Source organism: Porcincola sp. LCP21S3_C12 (assembly GCF_052118625.1).
In the GTDB taxonomy this organism is placed as follows: domain Bacteria; phylum Bacillota; class Clostridia; order Lachnospirales; family Lachnospiraceae; genus Porcincola.
This window is the reverse complement of sequence record NZ_JBQKGW010000003.1, coordinates 152,587-170,820: the sequence shown is the minus strand read 5'-3', so window position 1 is coordinate 170,820 and position 18,234 is coordinate 152,587. Positions and strand designations below refer to the sequence as shown.

At 55.6% G+C, this 18,234-nt stretch carries 16 protein-coding genes and 1 tRNA gene; 3 read left to right on the top strand and 14 right to left on the bottom strand.

The genetic code is table 11. The annotated features are described in order from the left end of the window. Positions 1-64 precede the first annotated feature (64 nt). Positions 65-1,225, top strand: a complete 1,161-nt coding sequence (locus ACTQ1N_RS02800; RefSeq protein WP_441954403.1) for an iron-containing alcohol dehydrogenase — start codon at positions 65-67, stop codon at positions 1,223-1,225. A 167-nt stretch (positions 1,226-1,392) separates the two neighbouring features. Here ACTQ1N_RS02800 and ACTQ1N_RS02795 read toward each other — a convergent pair whose 3' ends face one another. Continuing rightward, positions 1,393-1,956, bottom strand: coding sequence for a chromate transporter (locus tag ACTQ1N_RS02795; protein ID WP_321049746.1), 564 nt, complete (start codon positions 1,954-1,956; stop codon positions 1,393-1,395). Beyond that, positions 1,956-2,660 (bottom strand): chromate transporter, encoded by a 705-nt coding sequence (locus ACTQ1N_RS02790; protein WP_441954401.1) that lies wholly within the window; start codon positions 2,658-2,660, stop codon positions 1,956-1,958. The genes ACTQ1N_RS02795 and ACTQ1N_RS02790 overlap by 1 nt, the downstream gene beginning before the upstream one ends. A 216-nt stretch (positions 2,661-2,876) precedes the next feature. Between ACTQ1N_RS02790 and ACTQ1N_RS02785 the strand changes: the two genes are divergently transcribed. Continuing rightward, positions 2,877-3,800, top strand: a complete 924-nt coding sequence (locus ACTQ1N_RS02785; protein ID WP_441954399.1) for a ribokinase — start codon at positions 2,877-2,879, stop codon at positions 3,798-3,800. A gap of 96 nt (positions 3,801-3,896) precedes the next feature. Here ACTQ1N_RS02785 and ACTQ1N_RS02780 read toward each other — a convergent pair whose 3' ends face one another. The 3 genes from ACTQ1N_RS02780 to ACTQ1N_RS02770 all read right to left on the bottom strand — a co-directional run bounded on the left by ACTQ1N_RS02780 (position 3,897) and on the right by ACTQ1N_RS02770 (position 6,865). After that, positions 3,897-4,484, bottom strand: coding sequence for a hypothetical protein (locus ACTQ1N_RS02780; protein ID WP_441954397.1), 588 nt, complete (start codon positions 4,482-4,484; stop codon positions 3,897-3,899). 228 nt (positions 4,485-4,712) lie between these two features. After that, positions 4,713-4,786 (bottom strand) — tRNA-Pro (locus tag ACTQ1N_RS02775). A 183-nt stretch (positions 4,787-4,969) separates the two neighbouring features. Continuing rightward, entirely contained in the window at positions 4,970-6,865 is a 1,896-nt protein-coding gene (locus ACTQ1N_RS02770; protein WP_441954395.1) for an RsmF rRNA methyltransferase first C-terminal domain-containing protein, read from the bottom strand. Between the two features lie 355 nt (positions 6,866-7,220). Between ACTQ1N_RS02770 and ACTQ1N_RS02765 the strand changes: the two genes are divergently transcribed. Then, positions 7,221-7,556, top strand: coding sequence for a hypothetical protein (locus ACTQ1N_RS02765; protein WP_441954393.1), 336 nt, complete (start codon positions 7,221-7,223; stop codon positions 7,554-7,556). Between the two features lie 53 nt (positions 7,557-7,609). On the opposite strand, the gene ACTQ1N_RS02760 is transcribed toward ACTQ1N_RS02765, so the two are convergent. From ACTQ1N_RS02760 to ACTQ1N_RS02720, 9 genes are all read right to left on the bottom strand, one after another. Then, positions 7,610-9,424 (bottom strand): hypothetical protein, encoded by a 1,815-nt coding sequence (locus ACTQ1N_RS02760; protein ID WP_441954391.1) that lies wholly within the window; start codon positions 9,422-9,424, stop codon positions 7,610-7,612. Positions 9,425-9,427: 3 nt separating this feature from the next. Beyond that, the gene (locus tag ACTQ1N_RS02755) at positions 9,428-10,378 is read right to left on the bottom strand and encodes an AAA family ATPase (RefSeq protein WP_441954389.1); all 951 of its coding nucleotides are present in this window, start codon (positions 10,376-10,378) and stop codon (positions 9,428-9,430) included. Between the two features lie 94 nt (positions 10,379-10,472). Continuing rightward, positions 10,473-11,483 (bottom strand): ATPase P, encoded by a 1,011-nt coding sequence (locus ACTQ1N_RS02750; protein WP_441954387.1) that lies wholly within the window; start codon positions 11,481-11,483, stop codon positions 10,473-10,475. Positions 11,484-11,632: 149 nt separating this feature from the next. Further along, on the bottom strand, positions 11,633-13,093 hold the full coding sequence (locus ACTQ1N_RS02745; protein ID WP_441954385.1) for a carbon starvation CstA family protein: 1,461 nt from the start codon (positions 13,091-13,093) through the stop codon (positions 11,633-11,635). A 290-nt stretch (positions 13,094-13,383) separates the two neighbouring features. After that, positions 13,384-14,553: a pyridoxal phosphate-dependent aminotransferase gene (locus ACTQ1N_RS02740; protein ID WP_441954383.1), complete on the bottom strand. Its 1,170-nt coding sequence runs from the start codon at positions 14,551-14,553 to the stop codon at positions 13,384-13,386. Beyond that, the gene (locus tag ACTQ1N_RS02735; RefSeq protein ID WP_441954381.1) at positions 14,550-15,032 is read right to left on the bottom strand and encodes an Lrp/AsnC family transcriptional regulator; all 483 of its coding nucleotides are present in this window, start codon (positions 15,030-15,032) and stop codon (positions 14,550-14,552) included. The genes ACTQ1N_RS02740 and ACTQ1N_RS02735 overlap by 4 nt, the downstream gene beginning before the upstream one ends. Before the next feature lie 156 nt (positions 15,033-15,188). After that, positions 15,189-16,289 (bottom strand): AIR synthase-related protein, encoded by a 1,101-nt coding sequence (locus ACTQ1N_RS02730; protein WP_441954379.1) that lies wholly within the window; start codon positions 16,287-16,289, stop codon positions 15,189-15,191. Positions 16,290-16,304: 15 nt separating this feature from the next. After that, the gene (locus ACTQ1N_RS02725; protein WP_441954377.1) at positions 16,305-17,891 is read right to left on the bottom strand and encodes a VanW family protein; all 1,587 of its coding nucleotides are present in this window, start codon (positions 17,889-17,891) and stop codon (positions 16,305-16,307) included. 75 nt (positions 17,892-17,966) lie between these two features. After that, positions 17,967-18,116 (bottom strand): hypothetical protein, encoded by a 150-nt coding sequence (locus tag ACTQ1N_RS02720; RefSeq protein ID WP_441954375.1) that lies wholly within the window; start codon positions 18,114-18,116, stop codon positions 17,967-17,969. Positions 18,117-18,234 lie beyond the last annotated feature (118 nt).

Sequence of the window (18,234 nt, the reverse complement as noted above, 5' to 3'; positions counted from 1 at the left end):
TGGATTCTGTGCGTTATAATAGCAGTAAATTCTGATGAAAATCTTTCACAATAAGGAGGTATATATGTACAATTTCACACTGCAGATGCCCACCCGGATTCATTTTGGAACGGGACAGATCTCTCACCTGAGTGAGCTGAAGGAAAGCGGCAGCAAGGTTCTGCTCGTGTATGGCGGCGGAAGCATCAAGCGGAATGGCATCTACGATGCTGCCATGAAGATTCTGAAGGAGGCAGGCCTGACGGTCGAAGAACTGTCCGGCGTCGAGCCGAACCCGAAGATCGAGACTGTCAGAAAAGGCGTCGCGCTCTGTAAGGAAGACGGCATTGATATGGTGCTGGCCATCGGCGGCGGGAGCACCATCGACTGCGCCAAGGTTGTCGCGGCCGGCGCAAAGTACGACGGCGATGCCTGGGATCTGGTCATCCACCCGGAGAAGATCCAGGGTGCTCTTCCGATCTATTCTGTCCTGACGCTGTCGGCAACTGGCTCCGAGATGGATGAGTTCGCGGTCATTTCCGATATGACGAAGAATGAGAAGTGGGGAACCGCCGCTCCGTGCCTGAAACCGGCGATGTCCGTACTGGATCCGACCTACACCTACTCCGTCTCGAAGAAGCAGACGGCGGCAGGAACCGCGGACATGATCAGCCACACCTTCGAGAATTACTTCAGCTTTGAAACCGGCGCTGATGTCCAGAAGCGTTTCGGAGAAAGCCTGCTGAAGGTCATGTTCAAGTATGGCCCTGTGGCGCTCCGTGAACCAGAGAACTACGATGCCCGTGCGAATCTGATGTGGGCGGCTTCCCTCGCGATCAACGGACTGACCCGTGTCGGCAACGCGCCTGCATGGTGCGTCCATCCGATGGAGCATGAGCTCTCAGCCTTCTACGACATCACCCACGGACAGGGGCTTGCGATTCTGACCCCGGTCTGGATGGAGCACATCCTCTCCGGCAAGACCGCACCGATTTTCGCCGAATACGGCCGCAATGTCTGGGGGATCACAGCTGCCGATGACATGAGCGCCGCCAAAGAAGCCATCGGGAAGACCAGAGAATTCTTCTTCACGACCATGGAGCTTCCGAAAAACCTCCGCGAAGTCGGCATCACCGAGCAGACGCATTTTGAGAAAATGGCCGAGAAGGCCGCTGCCGGCTGCGTCGGGTGCTTCGTCCCGCTAAGCAAGGAGGACATCATCGAGATCTTCAAGGCAGCGTTCTGATCCTGACGCTGATTGATTTAGTCTCTTAAAAATTGGACTCTTAAAAAAAGAAAAGATCGCCCCTGATCCGGAATCGTACAGATTCCCACCAGATCAGGGAGCGGTCTTTACTTTGTCTATGGCTGTTGAGTGAAACCGGCCCCAAGGTTCTCAGATTGATGAACACTTTAGAGCTGAAAGATGATTCCAGCTGCCGCGGCAGCCGCGATATACAGGATCGGATGTTTCCGGAACTTCACCAGCGTGATGTAGATCACCGCTGCCAGAAGGATCAGTTTCCAGTTGAAGAGGCTCAGCACAGAGCCCGTCTTGTGAAACAGGTCTGTTCGGAGCAGGGCGATCTTCGCGACCCCAAGACCGGCGGCTGCGATCAGGCCGGTCGATGCCGGACGAAGCCCATAAAAGAGACTCTGAACCACCTTTGCCTCCTTGAACGCAGTCAGAATCCTGGCAATGATCATGATCACCACAATCGCCGGGGCAATCAACCCGAGGGTGGCGACAATTCCGCCTATAATCCCGGCTGTCTTATGCCCGACATAGGTCGCCATGTTGATCCCCAGAGGTCCCGGCGTTGATTCAGAGACGGCAACCATGTCTGCGATGTCGGCCGTCGTGAACCAGCCTGTCTTGGCCGAAATATCATACAGAAACGGCAGCGTCGCGAGCCCGCCCCCGACGGAGAAGAGACCGACCTTGAAAAACTCCCAGAACAGCTGAAGATAAATCATCACGCTCTGTCCTCCTTCTCTCCATCCAGTGTGCCGGACATCTCAGGCTCCATCCCGGATGTTTCACCATCGTCAGCCGTTCCCGACGTCTCCCCGGAAGGCCTATCCTCTTTCATCCAGTCAGCCGTCTTCGCTGCACGTCTCTCTTCCACCGGCTTCAGAACAATACCCGCCACACCAGAGAGCACAACGAGAAGAACCGGCGAGATGCCGCTCAGCAGAGAAACCATCAGCACACACAGAAAGATAATCCATCCCCAGAGGTCCCGGATCGACTTTTTACCCAGCTTGATCACAGAATCCATGATCAGAACACAGACGGCCGCACGGATCCCATTGAATGCATGCTTCACAACCGACAGATCCGCGAAATTCTGAAGAAAGATCGAGATGATGGTGATGATAATGACGGACGGCGATACGACACCAAGCGTCGCGACAATCCCGCCGATCATGCCAGCCTTCGTATTACCAATGAAGGTCGCGGTATTGACCGCGATAATGCCCGGTGTGCACTGCCCGATTGCATAATAGTCCATCAGCTGCTCTTCCGTCGCCCAGTGCCGCTTCTCCACAAGCTCCCGCTGCAGAATCGGAAGCATGGCGTATCCGCCGCCAAAGGTTGTCGCCCCGATCTCCGCAAACAGGAAAAACAGCTCCAGAAGGACCGGTATGTGCTTCTTATCTTTCCTTTCCATTTCCATTCTGATTCTCCTCAAACGATTATTCAGACGGTATCGTATCACATTTTGGGGGCAGCATGTGTATAGTCCCTGTACAATCCCAGTCATACCGGTCTTTACTGACGGCCTTCGGCTGACAGACTTCAGCGGCCGGGATGTATCTTGTTGAAACATTTTCCAGCTTATGATATGAATAAGGTAATTTGGCGCGATGCCGCAGAAAGAGAGGTCTGTACGATGTCAGACACAATGAATCACAAAATTCTTTGCTTCGGATCCCTGAACATCGACCACGTCTATTCGGTTGATCATTTTGTAGCAAAGGGAGAAACCCTGTCTTCCCAGAAGCTCGAGACCTTCACCGGCGGAAAGGGGCTCAACCAGTCTGTCGCCCTCGCCAGGGCCGGGGCCGAGACGTACCATGCAGGCGCCATCGGACCGGATGGGTCTTTTCTCCTGGATACAATGAAAGAAGCCGGTGTCCACACCGACTATGTCACCGTGATCCCGGATGAGCATACCGGACATGCGATCATCCAGAGAGACAAAGAAGGGGACAACTGCATCCTGCTGTATGGCGGAACCAACCAGTTGATCACGAAGGAGCAGGTTGACAGCGTTCTCGAGCACTTTTCAGCAGGGGATTATCTTGTCCTGCAGAACGAAATCAATCAGCTTCCCTATATTGTGGAGAAAGCGCACACGCTTGGAATGACGATCGTCCTGAACCCGTCGCCGATGAATGAAAAGATCCTCCGGCTTCCACTCGATGAGGTCGATATCTTCCTTCTCAATGAAGTGGAAGCCGGCCAGATTCTGGGAAGCCAGGCAGCAGAGGGCGATGAGCTTGCCGCCGCTCTGCGGGAGCGTTTTCCGAACGCCACCGTTGTCCTGACGCTGGGCGGGGACGGCTCTGTCTGCGCATGCGGCGACGGGACATTCTTCCAGCCTGCGTACAAAACCCAGGTTGCGGATACAACTGCTGCTGGAGATACCTACACAGGCTATTTCCTTGCCTGTCTGCTTCATGGCAGCTCTGTTCCGGATTCGATGAAGGCCGCCTCCGCTGCCGCGTCGATTGCCTGCTCCAGAAAAGGGGCTGCCCCGTCCATTCCGGCTGAAGCGGAAGTGACAGCATTCCTGAACGCACAGGACAGTTAACGCGGGAAAACAGGATCAGAACAGATAAGATCCATCGAAAAAGGGGAAAGCGCCTCAGACGCTCTCCCCTTTCTTTTCTTCCTGTGATAGCTGAAGTTACTGGTCAACTGTCACATTGAAAGTAGCCTTTTGTTCAACATCGTTTCCGTCATAATGCTCCACATTGATTTTGAAGCTGCCTGGATTGTCCACGCCAATGCACACCTGTCCCTCACAAGTTGCGCCGACAGGGGTTTCCTGAGGATACATCGTGATATCTCCCGGGTATGAGTAACCCATCTTTCCTCCGGCATCGACAATACTGTCATCAAGTATAAAATACAAACCATCTGAAAGTCCATCCGGGTCCTTATATCCAATATTCTCGTACGTAAAGGTTACAATGTAAACGGCTGCCGGATGATAATCAGAGTATTCATTTCTCTCGTCCGTCTCTTCAACAGAATCAACCGTCAGCTTCCACTGTCCCTCGACGACCCATGGTTCTCCAATATTGTATTCATCCTGGTTTGTTGACTTTCCGGCAGCCAGCTGTTCTCTCAGATCAGCAACCGTTTCCTGTAATGCCGCGACCTCTGATTCCAGTTCCGCAATCCGATCATCTTTCGAATCTGCCAGCGCTGTAATCGGTGTTGCAGCAATCAGCCCACAAAGCAATCCAATAATCATCCTTCGATCCATCATACTCCCTCCCTGATTTGTTATTGTTTTCATCATATAGAGCGGTAAATATTCTGTCAAGCTGCCCTTAATCTCTTCACTGCGGCTCATGGACACAGGCACTTTTGTACCTGGTGCTGTGTTTAAAAAATTGCATCCCACATGGAAAGAGCCATCATTCAAAAACTTTTAGAGAACAAAAAAACCGGAGAACAACTTAAAAAGTCATTCTCCGGTGTCTCTCCCAAGAAGTCGATGCGACTGGATTTGAACCAGCGGCCTCTGCGTCCCGAACGCAGCGCTCTACCAAACTGAGCCACGCATCGATACCTGCAATTTCTTAAGCAAGCTTCGTTAGTATACCGCTATCTTTCAGAGATTGCAAGTGTTTTTTTCAATTTTCCAAGCGAACCCTCTGCTGCAAATCCATGCCATCAGGAAGACTCTTTATACTTCCAAAAAAACGTATACGTATTGGGAGAAAGGCATTCCGAACCGAATCATCGCATTTACCCGGGAATCCGCCAGCCTGCCGGGTATTTATTCTTCAGCTGGCCGCCTACGAGCTTGCCCCAGCCGATCGGATACCGTCCGGCGCACAGCAGTTTCCAGCCGTTTTGGCCGGCCTGCCGGACAGGAATTGTCTCTCCGTGGAGATAACGTTCGAGCCTGTCGTCCGCCGGATCGAGGCAGACATAGCGTTCTTCAACATCTTCCTTCACATCTTCCGCCACAGGCAATGGTTGTGCTGCGCCTGTCTGCAATCCCCCACTCGGAAATGGCGCCGCCGGCAGCATCATGGCGAGCTCCTGGGCTGGCTCGAAGCGGTTTTTCTTCAACTCTCCAAGATACAGACCTGCCCGCAGAGTCGGGATTCCGGGCACCCTCTCCACGCCCGCAGGCATCAGGTACACCTGGCCGTCATGCACCTCCAGCCTGCCTTTCTGCAGTTCCTCCCGGAGCAGCACGGCGAGTCTGTCCTCAGCCGTCCTGGCAGCAGCCTTGTCTTCCGCCCGAAGCGTCATATCACCCTGACTGCAGCAGATGTTTCCCGTCTCTGTCTCCGCTGCTGTGGCAGGCTGCGGCTGCTGCAGATAACCGGCAACAAAGTCCTGAATCATCTGCATTTCGTTTGTCTGGAGTTTCTCCGGCCCCGCTGCCCGGGACATGTTCCCTGCGCCGCCTCTCCTGCCAGCCTTCCCCGGCCTGCCCGCCCGATATGTCCCGTCCGTCTTTCCTGATCTGTCCGCTCGATATGTCCTGTCCGTTTTTCTCAGGCTGCCTGACTGTTCCGCCCCTGTGCGTTTCTCCGTTCTGCCTGTTCCATACGTCCTGTCTGTCTTTCCTGCTCTGCCGACTCCATGCGTCTCATCCGCTTCCCAGGCTGCTTCTCCGGGCTGCTCCTTTTGTGTCTCCCCGGCCTTTCGCTTCCTCAAAAGGGCACAGAAATGCCCCTCTCCCTCGATTTTATGCGGCCAGAGCCTGCAGGTTTGCGTGAGGTCTGCATTCAGCTCTCCCGCCGTCTCTTTATCCAGATACCCGAGCCGGATAAGCTGCTCCAGACTCATTCCCTCAGAAAAATACTGTCGGAAAGCGTCGTACGGAATCTCCATCAGCTCCATCTCCGGACGCTCTTTCAAAAGATGCAGGATGGTCAGTTCGTTTTCCTGCGGCGCGAATGTACAGGTCGAATACAGCATCATGCCGCCCGGCCTGAGCATATCTGCCGCACATGTGACAATTTCCCGCTGCATGCGGGCGCACTCCTGCACCTTCTCGGGATACCATGCCTGGGCGGCAGCCGTGTCCTTCCGGAACATGCCCTCCCCCGAGCACGGCGCATCGACCAGGATCCGGTCAAAGAAGGCCGGATAGCGCTCCAGAAGCCGGGCCGGTTCCGTGTTTGTCACACAGGCATTCGGGATGCCGAACAGCTCCAGATTCTTCATCAGAACGCGTGCGCGGGGCGCTGAGATCTCATTTGCCACCAGAAAACCCCGCCCCTGAAGGCGTGCTCCCAGCTCGGTTGCCTTTCCTCCCGGTGCCGCACAGAGATCCAGCACGGCCTCCCCCGGACTGACCGGCAGGATCTGCGCCGGCGCCATCGCGCTGGCCTCCTGCAGATAGTAAAGTCCCGCACTGTAGAAAGAATGGCGGGAAGGCTGGTCTTCCTCTTCATAATAAAATCCATTCTGTGTCCACGGGACCGGTGTCAGATGGAATCCGGTCTTCTTCCCGAATTCCCCGGCAAATGCTGCTGCATCCCTGACATCCAGCTTCAGCGTATTGATTCGAAGCGCCTTGCGGCAGGGACGACTGTACGAGTCCAGAAAGGCCTCGTACTCACTGCCAAGTATCTTTTTCATCTCATTCAGGTAGACGGAAGGAAGGTTGGATATACTCATACGTGTCTCACATCATCACTGTGCCGCACGGGCAAGGTACACTGTTATTCTTGTGGTCTCAAACCAACTTTTATCATTTCAGGTCATTTTTCCATCACAAGTCTGTGATCCTGATGATAGCACAGATTCCCGTCATACAGCGCTCCGAATGTGCTACACTCAGAACAGATGTCCCCGTATCCTGACAAGTCGTCCGGCAGTCAGGTGCCGGTGTCCATCCAGGCGCCTCAGGCAGATGGACATGCAGCCACGACGGACCGGTCACGATGCAGGCTGGCATCCATCCGGATCCCTTGGACATACAGCCGCTTCGCGCACAAGTCCGGACATCTGAACGAAAGGAGAAAACCATCACATGAGTCTGTTTGAAAAGAAGATTCCTGTATTCAGGAAGAGAGATAAGGAAACCTGCGAGAAGATCAAAACCGCACTCAGGGAGGCGGGGATCCGCTGCAGAACCGGTCACTACCAGATGGAAAACATCGTACAGGCCGGATACGCCGGTCTCGACATCCGGAACCTGGGACCAAAGGGCCGGATCGACCGGGATGTCTACTACGTCAATGTCCCGCTGTCCGAGAAGGAGCATGCGCTCGACGTCATCCGCGCGGCCGGACTCGTCACCGAAGTCCTGACCGTTGACCAGATGATGGAGGACGCCCCGAAGAAATATCCTGAATTAAACCGCTGAGCTGCCGCCTGGCGGCCCTGCCCCGGTCCGGTTCAGACACTGGCCTGGTTCATTCAGGCGCCCCCTCTGTCCTCCAGCGCCCTCTTGAGCAGGGCGCCGACGGCGTCCGAGAACTGGCTCAGGCTGCGGATCCGGACATAATTCTGTCCGTAGATCTGGTGGACATTGTCAAGATGGGCAGCCGCCCCGAAGAAAATCGCTGCTGTCCGGATTCCGTCCCGCTGCAGCTGCCGGACAGCAGCCGCAGCGTCCTGAACCGCCAGATCCCCCTCATATTCTCTGGCAAGCAGATGGTTCTCATCAGGCGGAACCTGCATGGAATCATTCGGGCTGGCATCCGTGAGCACCAGCAGAATGCGCTGGGAAGCCATCGTCTCCTGCTCATCCTTCATCAGATAATCCATCGTCTTCAGGCACAGACCATCCCTGTTCCAGCCCCCGGCATAATACCGGAAAATCCCCTCGCACTTTTTATCCCTGTACGGCTTCAGCCGCTGCAGGACTGTGTAGCCGCGCAGCGAGCGAAATGCACTGACCCGGACCGGGATGCCGCAGCTCTCAAAGCTCTTTGCGATAATATATGCCTGGGATGCGATCATTTCCTGGTTGTTCATCCGGGACTGGGAGGCGTCAAGCAGCAGATCGACGGTCACGGAGAACTCCGTGATATCCGAATCCGACCAGAATACATCCGGGTCCGACAGAACCGGAAGTCTCCAGGCTTTTTCCGCATCAATTCTTCCCCGTCTCGACCGCTTCGGCAGATCATGCATATAGGATGCAAAGATCGTATCCGTCTGTGCCGTCAGATCGCGGATGTTTTCCTGAATCCGGAAGATATGCGCCTGATAAAACCGGACATTCCGGAGCCGCTGATTCTCCTGATCCTGCTGAAGAAGCTTTGCCTGGTTCTGCGCTGCACCTGCCTCCCTCACAGAATGATTTGTGACTGGCTCTTCTGCTGAAGCAGCGCCCCCATACCTGGAACCGCTGCCATCCGCAATCCACAGTCTGCAGGCGGCATCTGTCCCTGTGCAGAGCGCATTTTCAAGAATATGCATCTCCCGGTCTGAATACAGGCAGGGCCCGAAGCAGTCCCGGATATAAACCTGATCCTTCTCCGTGCTGCCAGACGTATGCGCCTGTCCGATCCGGTGTCCCAACTGGACGCTGCCCTTCTGGTCTCCATTTCCGGATCCCTTCCTCAGAATCAGAAGGTCCGCGCTCCGGAGCTCTCTTCTCATGAACCGCCTTGCAAATGCATCTGCAAGCCCTCTGACCGTGATTTTCCTGTAGGACGGCTCCGTTCCATGTCCGGACCTGAGCCGAAACCGTTCCTCGCAGATCCTGGCCATTTCCCTGATGACGCCGTCTGTATCGAGATCTCCCGAAAACGACAGTTCCTTCGCCAGCTTTGAGGCAGCCGGAGAAAGCACCGCCTTCCTGCCGAGCACGCCTGCCCATCTGGCCTGCTCCTGGTCGAACACCTTCATGCTCTGGAGCATCATCTGCTGCCTTGACAGTCCCGAACTGTATACGTAAAAGGCTTCTGCCCGTTCTCTTCGAAGCTGCGTCAGGATGGGGCGGTCCGGGAGCTCCTTCTGATAGACGCAGTTTTCAATCCCAAGCCACAGAACCGCTGATGCCTCCTGCGCCGTGTTTGAAAGCCCCAGCCCGTCAAAAAAAGTGTTCAGCCGGTCGAGATCCAGCCATTTTGCCGCAAGGCCGATCACCAGATTGAAGTAATCGTCCGTGTCTCCATTTGGAAAAAAGGCCAGAAACGGCGGATCGAAGTCGTACCTCCCGGCGGCGTTCCATATGACGTTAACCGCACGGCGGCTGCTCCCCGTATAGTGCTGTCTGATCACTGCTCATTCTCCCTGTCCTGCCGTCTGTTCGAACACATCCTCCCGCTTCAGATCGGTCGGAATCCTGCTTTTGATGACATCCATCACAAGCCTGCGCTCATACGCGTCGAAGGTCTTGTTGACAATGCACATCTCCAGTGCGTCGCCTGAACTGATTCCCTTTTCCACCAGCCGGATTGCGTCGATCAGTCCTCTCAGGTCCAGCGCCCGCTCGGAAATCTCCGCCGCCTGCGCCTTCTTCTCAATCTCATAGAACAGATAGACGAACTGCTGGCAGATCTTCGGCTTGATCGCCGGGAAAACATCCTTCAGCAGCCGTTCCAGATCCGGTTCCGCAATCAGCGGCATATCCAGAACCGCGAAGCGTGAACAAAGCGCCTCATTCAGATCTCTCGTCCCTGCGTAGCCGTAGTTCATGGTTCCGATAAACCGGGCAGCCGGGCTCACGGAAATCCGGTCGTACCCTGCCACATCGATCACGTGGCGGAAATCGAGCGTGGCGTGAAGAACCGCCAGCGCTTCATTTCTCGCCATGTTGATCTCATCGAGCACACCAAAGCCGCCATAAACCGCACAATTGTAAATCGGACCAGGGCGAAATGTCACCCTGCTGCCATCGTAGGTGTCGGTTCCGATCAGATAGGAGGCGTCTACGTTGACATGAAAGCTGACGTCCCAGAGCGGGCGGCCGAACAGCTCGGCCAGGTTCTCGGCAAGGACATTCTTCCCTGTTGCCTTCGGCCCGGCCAGCAGCAGGTTTTCACCACTCAGGAGCGCGGCGACCGCCTTCTCCCAGACGCCCGTTCCGTAATAGCGGATCTTCGTCTGCGGAATCCGTCGGCTGGTTTCCGCCGGAATCTCCATGGTGTTATATCTCTTTCTGTATTCGGCTACGCGGTCCAGCAGCAGGCTGCTGACTCCCTCCTGCCTCAGAAACTCCATCAGGCTTTTCATAGATTCGCTGACTCTCCTTTACTGTCCTGGATCTTCTTTTCTCCCCATGCCGGTGCGCGGGTCATTGATGTGCAGCCCACCGGCAGATAGATCATCACTGATAGCTGCTCACAATGAACAGCGGTTTGATCGTCACAACCTCATCATATTCCTGCTGCGAGACGGTCACACTGGCGTTGAGCGCCTTCAGATCCTTCTTGACAGCCTCCAGCGCGCCTTCCTCGTCCGCCGCCCTGCCCTCCCGCACGACGCGGATCATCCGGTCCAGCACGACCGGGTGCGCGTACTGCGGCGGCACCGGGAATGTATCTGTCTTCCCGATGTAACCCTTCATCTGCCTCAGGGCCTCTTCCCAGTCCGCCTGCGCCGTCTTCCGGTTGCGGTGCGGCGTCGGCAGAATCTGCGAAGCCGCCACCGACAGGATAAATGCACCGCCGAACAGGGCAAGGTAAATGCCCATGCTGTTCCCCTTCATAAGCCGTAGATACAGTCCTGCAGCGATGAGAGCCGCAGAGCCGGCATCAATCAAGACAGCCAGGGTCTTCAGAGATGTCTTTGTCCCGTCAAGCGACCGCTTCTGCTTTGCCGCAAAGACGATCATCTTGCTGTAGCGCTCGTCCTGCTGTAGATATGTCTTTGCCTTCTCCAGATTTCTGACCGCAGCCGCCGCATCCTCCGGCAGCTTTTTCAGGTACCTGGCTTCCTGCTCTGCCTTTGCCTTCCGCAGCTTTTTTTCAGACTCCGCACTGTAGACCGGAATCTCCGGATGCCTTTTGTGAATCTCCTCCAGAGCCTCGTCGACCTCCGCCTCAATCTTGAAATTGCACTGCTGCTCAGTGCCATCGCTTCTCTGGACAACCAGGTACGGTGTTGTCGCAAAAATTCCTTTTCCTGTAAAGCCGCCCTTCGACATGGCGACTCTCTTGAATACCCTCCGGATGTCCTGCCAGCAGGTATAGTAGCATCGGCTGATATAAAAACTGTTTGTATACAGGGCACGCCCGCCGATTCCGACCGGGCCGATTTTATGGCACTGCTTCTTATCCTCAGCCAGTGTCTCCCGGCTCAGGGCTGTTTGTCCAAGTCTTGTAGGTGCGACTATCATATCTCGTTCGTTATGCTCCCGCTTCCGTAATTGCCTGCGTCGTGTATTGCTTCGTTCATTTTGAAAAAGGCGGGAGGCTTCCGCCTTCCGCCTTCTTCCGCGCAGGTCCAGGCGCCTGCGCCGTACAATTCAGTTATTCCTTTGTTCCGTCAAGCCTTGCGGTACTTCTTCGAGTTGACCATAAACAGGCACAGGCAGAACGCTGCAAAGATGATGCCAACCGGATAAGAAACTGCATGATTGTCATTCAGTGCCTTGATGTGACCGAGTGTCTCCGGTGCCATCATGAAGTAGGTGGATGTCACCGCGCTCATGAAGGTTGCCGGAACTGCGGCAATCCAGTAGTTCTTCTTCTCCTTCGCCAGGAACATAGCGCCGGCCCACAGCACCAGCATTGCCAGTGTCTGATTGGACCATGCGAAGTAGTTCCAGATGACATTGTAGTTCAGCCAACCGAAGGTCTGGCCGAAGCCGAGAAGTGCGCCGACACCGAGAACCGGGATGCAGACCGCAAGCCGCTTGCCATAGCCCTGCTGGTCAATCTTGAACCAGTCACAGATGGTCAGACGCGCGGAACGGAACGCTGTATCGCCGGATGTAATCGGGCATGCGATGACGCCGAGCATTGCAAGAATGAATCCGACGCCGCCCATCGTGCTCTTGCTCATGAAGTAGACGGTCGTGGAGTTTCCGCCGCCGGCAGCAAGAAGATCCGCTCCTGTGTACCAGGTGCAGGCTGCAGCCGCCCAGATCAGAGCGATGATGCCCTCCGCAACCATCGCACCGTAGAAGACGAAGTGTCCCTGACGCTCGCTCTTCATGCAGCGCGCCATCAGCGGAGACTGTGTGGAGTGGAAGCCGGAGCAGGCACCGCACGCAACCGTGATGAACATGTAAGACCAGACAGCCTTTCCTGCCGGATGCATATTGTAGAAATGCGTGAACAGCTCCGGGATGTCCTTTCCGCGGAGGATCAGCGTCCCGCCGCCGACACCAAGCGCCATCACAATCAGCGCAACACCGAAAACCGGATAGATCTTTCCGATGATCTTGTCGATGGAGATAAAGGTCGCGATGAAATAGTAGACCAGGATCACTGCCAGCCAGAAGGTCGAATTGACCAGGATGCCGGACTTCATGCCGGTATCGGTGAACAGCGCCTTCAGAAGGCCTGCCGGGCCGACCGCGAAGACCGTGCCGGTCATAATCAGAAGGATGACACAGAAGACACGCATGATGTTCTGCATCACCGGACCGAGCAGTCTTCCGGTTACCTCGGAGATCGACGCACCGTTCTCACGCTCGGACATCATCCCGGACAGATAATCGTGTACGCCGCCGGCAAAGATGGTTCCGAAGGTAATCCAGAGGAAGACAATCGGTCCCCACATCGCACCGGTGATGGCGCCGAAGATCGGTCCCAGACCGGCAATATTCAGCAGCTGTACCAGAAACAGCTTCCAGGCAGGCATGACAACATAGTCCACACCATCGTTGATCGCAACCGCAGGGGTCTCACGGTCATCCGGCGCGAATGTGTTGTCCACAAACTTGCCGTACGTGAAATACCCGGCGATCAGGATCACCAGACAAAGCAAAAAGCCAAACATAATGTTTTCCCTCCCTTTTGTGCATCCGCATAGCGCGGTGCCGCACAAAATATCCGGCGCTAACCCTGTCCTGGAATCAGAGCATTACGCCGGAAACAATTGAGCAGCCAGGCACTTTAACAAGTTAAACTGATGATAACACGGAGGTTTATTTTTTTCAATATGCTGTTTTCAGGCCGGTATGCCGTATCTGTTTTTGTAAGATATTCACCCTTTTCCGCCGGATTTCAGGCTTTCACAAATCAAATTTTCTGAATAACGCTGGATCCCGGAACAGACTTTTCAGTCACTCACCGCTGCCGCAGTTTCGTGATAAACGCAGAAAGCCGCTCCATCGCCACCTTCAGGCTGTCCAGTGAGTAGGCATAGGAGATCCGCACGTAGCCTTCCCCGCTGTCACCGAATGCGCTGCCCGGTACGACCGCCACCTTCTGATCCTTCAGCAGCTCCGTCGCAAACTCATCGCTGCTCATGCCGAATTCCTGAATCGACGGGAACATATAGAAGGCGCCGAAGGGCTCGAAGCACGGAAGCTGCATCTTCTCAAACTCATGCAGAAGGAACCGTCTTCTCTGGTTATAGGCCTCCCGCATCTTCACTACCTCGCCATAGCAGTCCCGAAGCGCCGCTACCGCGGCATACTGGCTGTTGGTCGGCGCGCACATGATCGCGAACTGATGGACCTTTGTCATCTGATGAATGATCTCCTCGGGACCGCAGCAGTATCCGAGCCGCCAGCCCGTCATGGCGTACGCCTTGGAGAAGCCGTTGATCAGAATCGTCCGCTCCTTCATCCCCGGGATCTGGATAATAGAGCAGTGATCTTCTCCCGTGTAGGTCAGCTCCGAATATATCTCATCGGAGAGCACGTACAGATCATGCTCGATGCAGACCTTCGCGACCGCCTCGAGGTCCGCCCGCGTCATGACCGCTCCGGTCGGATTGTTCGGAAATGGAAGCACGAGGATCTTCGTCTTCGGTGTGACCGCCGCCTCCACCTCCTCCGCTGTCAGACGGAATTCATTCTTCTCCTTGAGCGGAATCACGACCGGGACCGCGTCCGCGAGGATTGCGCACGGCTTGTAGGAAACATAGCTGGGTTCCGGAATCAGCACCTCGTCCCCGGGATTGATCATGGCGCGAAAAGCCAGATCGATTCCTTCCGATCCGCCGACCGTGACAAGAATCTCGGAAATCGGGTTGTAATGGACCCCCAGCCTTCGATGGATGTAGGACGCAATCTCCGTCCGGAGTTCCTTCAGCCCGGAATTCGACGTATAGAACGTGCGTCCGCGCTCAAGAGAGTAGATGCCCTCGTCCCGGATCGCCCAGGGCGTGTCAAAATCAGGCTCCCCGACGCCGAGCGAGATGACATCATCCATCTCTGCCACAATATCAAAAAATTTTCTGATGCCGGAGGGCTTCAGCTCTGCGGCCTTTTTCCCGATCGGATCTCTCACGGCTCCACCAGCATCCTTTCATCTTTTTTCTTCTTGTCGAAGATGATTCCGTCATCCTTGTACTTCCTCAGAATGAAATGGGTGGCGGTCGAGATCACAGAGTCCAGCGTGGAAAGCTTGCTCGACACGAAGTGCGATACCTCCTTCAGCGTCTTTCCCTCAAGGATCACCAGCAGGTCATACCCGCCCGAAATCAGATAGACGGACTGAACCTCCGGATAGTTGTAAATGCGCTCCGCAATCTTGTCAAAGCCCTGTCCTCTGGTCGGGGTCACGCGCACCTCGATCAGGGCCGTGATCTTGTCGGCACCGGTCTTATCCCAGTCAATCAGCGTGTTGTACCCGCAGATGACATTCTCCTCCTCCATCTTTTTAATCTCAGAGGCGATGACTTCCTCTCCAGATCCGAGGAGGACGGCAATCTCAGCAGGAGTCATTCTGGAATTGCGTTCCAGAAGCTCCAGAATCTGTTCTCTCATAAATTTTTCGCTCCTATCTGCTTGATTTGAATTCAGTCCGAAAACTTTTCGGCATGGTGCCTTTGTTGTCTATATTTTTTCATTCTACCTGTTGGTACAGACTCTGTCAACCGGCTCCTCCCACGCCAGAGCCCGGGCGGAAGCTCATACAATCCCTCATCCTTCCTCAAACAGGGCGTCGCACTGCGGTTTCTCCAGGCACCGGGTGATATCCCGGTTGCGGATATACCGCCCGGGTCCCTTCGTCAGCTTTCCGATCACAGCCGCCTCAAGACCTTCCCTTTCCAGTTTCCGCAGAACGGCTTCCCCGTTGCGCACAACGGCCAGAAGACCGCCTGTACCATACAGCCTGTATGGGTTCCGGTTCAGCGCCTCACAGATCTCGATCGTCTCCTGCCGGATCGGAATCAGATGAATGTCCGCATCCATCCCGCAGGAAAGGCGCCCGCACAGCGTCCACAGCGCTGAAAAGACGCCTCCCTCTCCGATGCACTGAAGCTGTGCGTCTTTTTCCTCCGCCCGGATCAGAGCCGCCGCTTTTCCTGTCAGCAGCTTCTCTCCCATCCGCTCCGCGCCCTTTAAAAATCCTGCCGGAAATTGTCCGGAAAGCCGCTCCGGGAAGCTTCGCAGCAGAACCGCTGTCCCGGCAGCCCCGCACGGCCCAGCCATCAGAAGATCCCAGCCTTCCGTCATCCTGTCATCCGTGAGACCGCTTTTCCCTCTGGCTTCGGTGGCTGCGCCGCCAATCCCCTCCGACTGCATCAGGGAGGCAGTCATTTCAGGCGTCCATATCCTCCCTGCTGCCGCGCTGATGACCGGATTCATCACAGATTCACTGACGGCGGCGGAGAATGCCTCCACCTCTGCGCCGGCCTTCTTCGCTTCCTGTCCCAGCCGCCGCACCAGTTTCTTCAGATCTTCTTCCTCCATATCCGGCGGGAGAATCGCAGAGACCGATACCTCTGCCAGACCATACCCGTTTTCTCCTTCTGCAGGAAAACCGGCTGCCGGTTCTGCCATCCGCCCCGGACTGTATACCGGTGCCTCATCCAGCCTGTTGACTGCTTCATCAAAAATCATCTCCGCCCCGGGAAGGCAAAAGCCGTCCGCAGCACCAGAAGCGGTGCTGTGGACGGCCAGTATACGCCCGGGAAGATCCAGGCAATGTCCCGCTCCTCCACTGAAAACACCTGCCGCCTCAAGCGGCCTTTCGATGGAGCGCTCATACACTGCCTGACTGACAATCCCTCTCCTCATATGATTCTTTCCTCGTTACTGTACAGATATCACAGCATTCCCGGAAGCATCGGTCTGCGAGGGGCCTGACTGACCGGCTGCGTCTGTCTGCGTCTGGGCATTCGTCTGCCCCTGTGCAGCATCCGTCTGGCCGGATGCACCGTTCTGCCCCTGGGCATTCGTCTGTCCCTGCGCTGCGTTCGTCCCGTACTTGATCACGTTCTGAACCTGGCTGACATCCCCGGATGCAATGGCGCTGTACATCGCCTGCGTCACAGCACTGCTCTGACTCACAACCCCGACATCATAGATTGTCCCGACTGCCTGATACGTACTGGAATTGACCTGCACGGAGTCGGTCAGCTGCCCGTCCACATAGATATTCTTCCACAACTCCGCCGTGTAGCCAGTATGAGGACTCTGTACCTGATTGATGTACCCGACATTCTGCGAGGTATCCGCCACAAGCTGAATCCCCTGCGGATCGGTCTGCGATGTGACCTTGCTTTCAAACTCAATGCTTCTGTTGGAAGGTCTCGTCTCATGGCCGTAGATGGTGAATGTGATCTGTCCGCCGTAGCAGTACCCGTAGATATAGATCGGCGAATCCGTGTTGTTCACGAATGCCATGTCCATGATTCCCTCGGCGATCGCCGCATCCTTGCTCGGCTGGACATAGTTGACAATCATCGTATGGTTTGATCTGGCCGTCACATCGAGCTCTGCCTTCAGCACTGCGTTGTACAGGGTCGTGGAAACCTGACAGATTCCGCCGCCATAGGAATCGACTACCCTGTTCTCCTCATAGGACGGCGCCTGCTGATACCCGTTCTCCGCCGTGAAAGGCGTCACCGCCCGGGTGACGGAAAACTCATCGCCCGGCCAGACCAGGGTCCCGCTGATCAGTCTGCAGCCGTTCTCTACATTAACCGCCCGGGCGGCGGTGGACGCCGAGTAGTCGGTCGTAGCGGTCCCCAGCACATCCTTCACCTTCGAGAGGGTTTCAGCCGATACATCAGGACTCTTTTTATCGACAACGAGATCCACCTTCAGATCGCCGCCCGTCCATCCGCTGATGGCATTCTCAACCGCCGCGACGGACTTGTCGACATTCAGCGTCAGGCCGTCTGTTCCGCCCTCCACATAGGGAATCCCGTCGCTGCCCATCTGGATCGATCCTTCCACCGGATCCGAATTATAGGCCGAGCAGCTTTCCACAAACGACTGTACTTTCGCGTTATCCGCGCAGAAGGTCATCGTGTAGTTCTTCGGTTCCTTCTCGATATCCTTCTTTTCCTTGTACCGCTCGACAATATTGCCAGATGACGCAAGCGTGAGGCACTTTCCGACGATATCGGTATTCGTCCAGGTATATCCCAGCTCGCCCAGTGTCGTCGTGACCGGGTTGTCCCCCATCATCAGCGTCACCTTCGTCTGCCCGAGCTGCTGCGCCTTCTCTTCAAGGGCCGCCTCCGCCTGGCTCTTCGACATGCCTCCGACGTCAACCCCCTCGATGCTGACGCCCTTTGTAATGGTTGCCTCTGACGCCTGTGCACCCCCCGCAGCTGCTGCGATCATCATCAGACCGCCGCAGGCGGCAAGCGCAAACCGTCTTCCCCCCATATTCTGTAGTCTTATCCTCTGTAGCCTGATCCGCAATCTATACTCCTTTGTTCCTGCCGTCTGTCCGCCGCTCCCTTACATAAGGAAGCTCGGAATCAGCGTCGCAACCATCGCGCCAGCCAGAATGATCGCAATCACGGCAGCGATGATCTGCTGTCTTCTCTGCCGCTTGTTCCCCTTCGGTCTACGGACGGTTTCCTCTGTATTTTTCAATCTGCTGCTCATACGCATTCTCCTGTTTCAGATCTGAACGGATGCTTCTCATCCATGCAGCGCCCCGCGCTGTTTCCTAATCCTATCTCATTTCCCTGTCTGTCACAAGGAAACCTTTCTTAAAAATTTG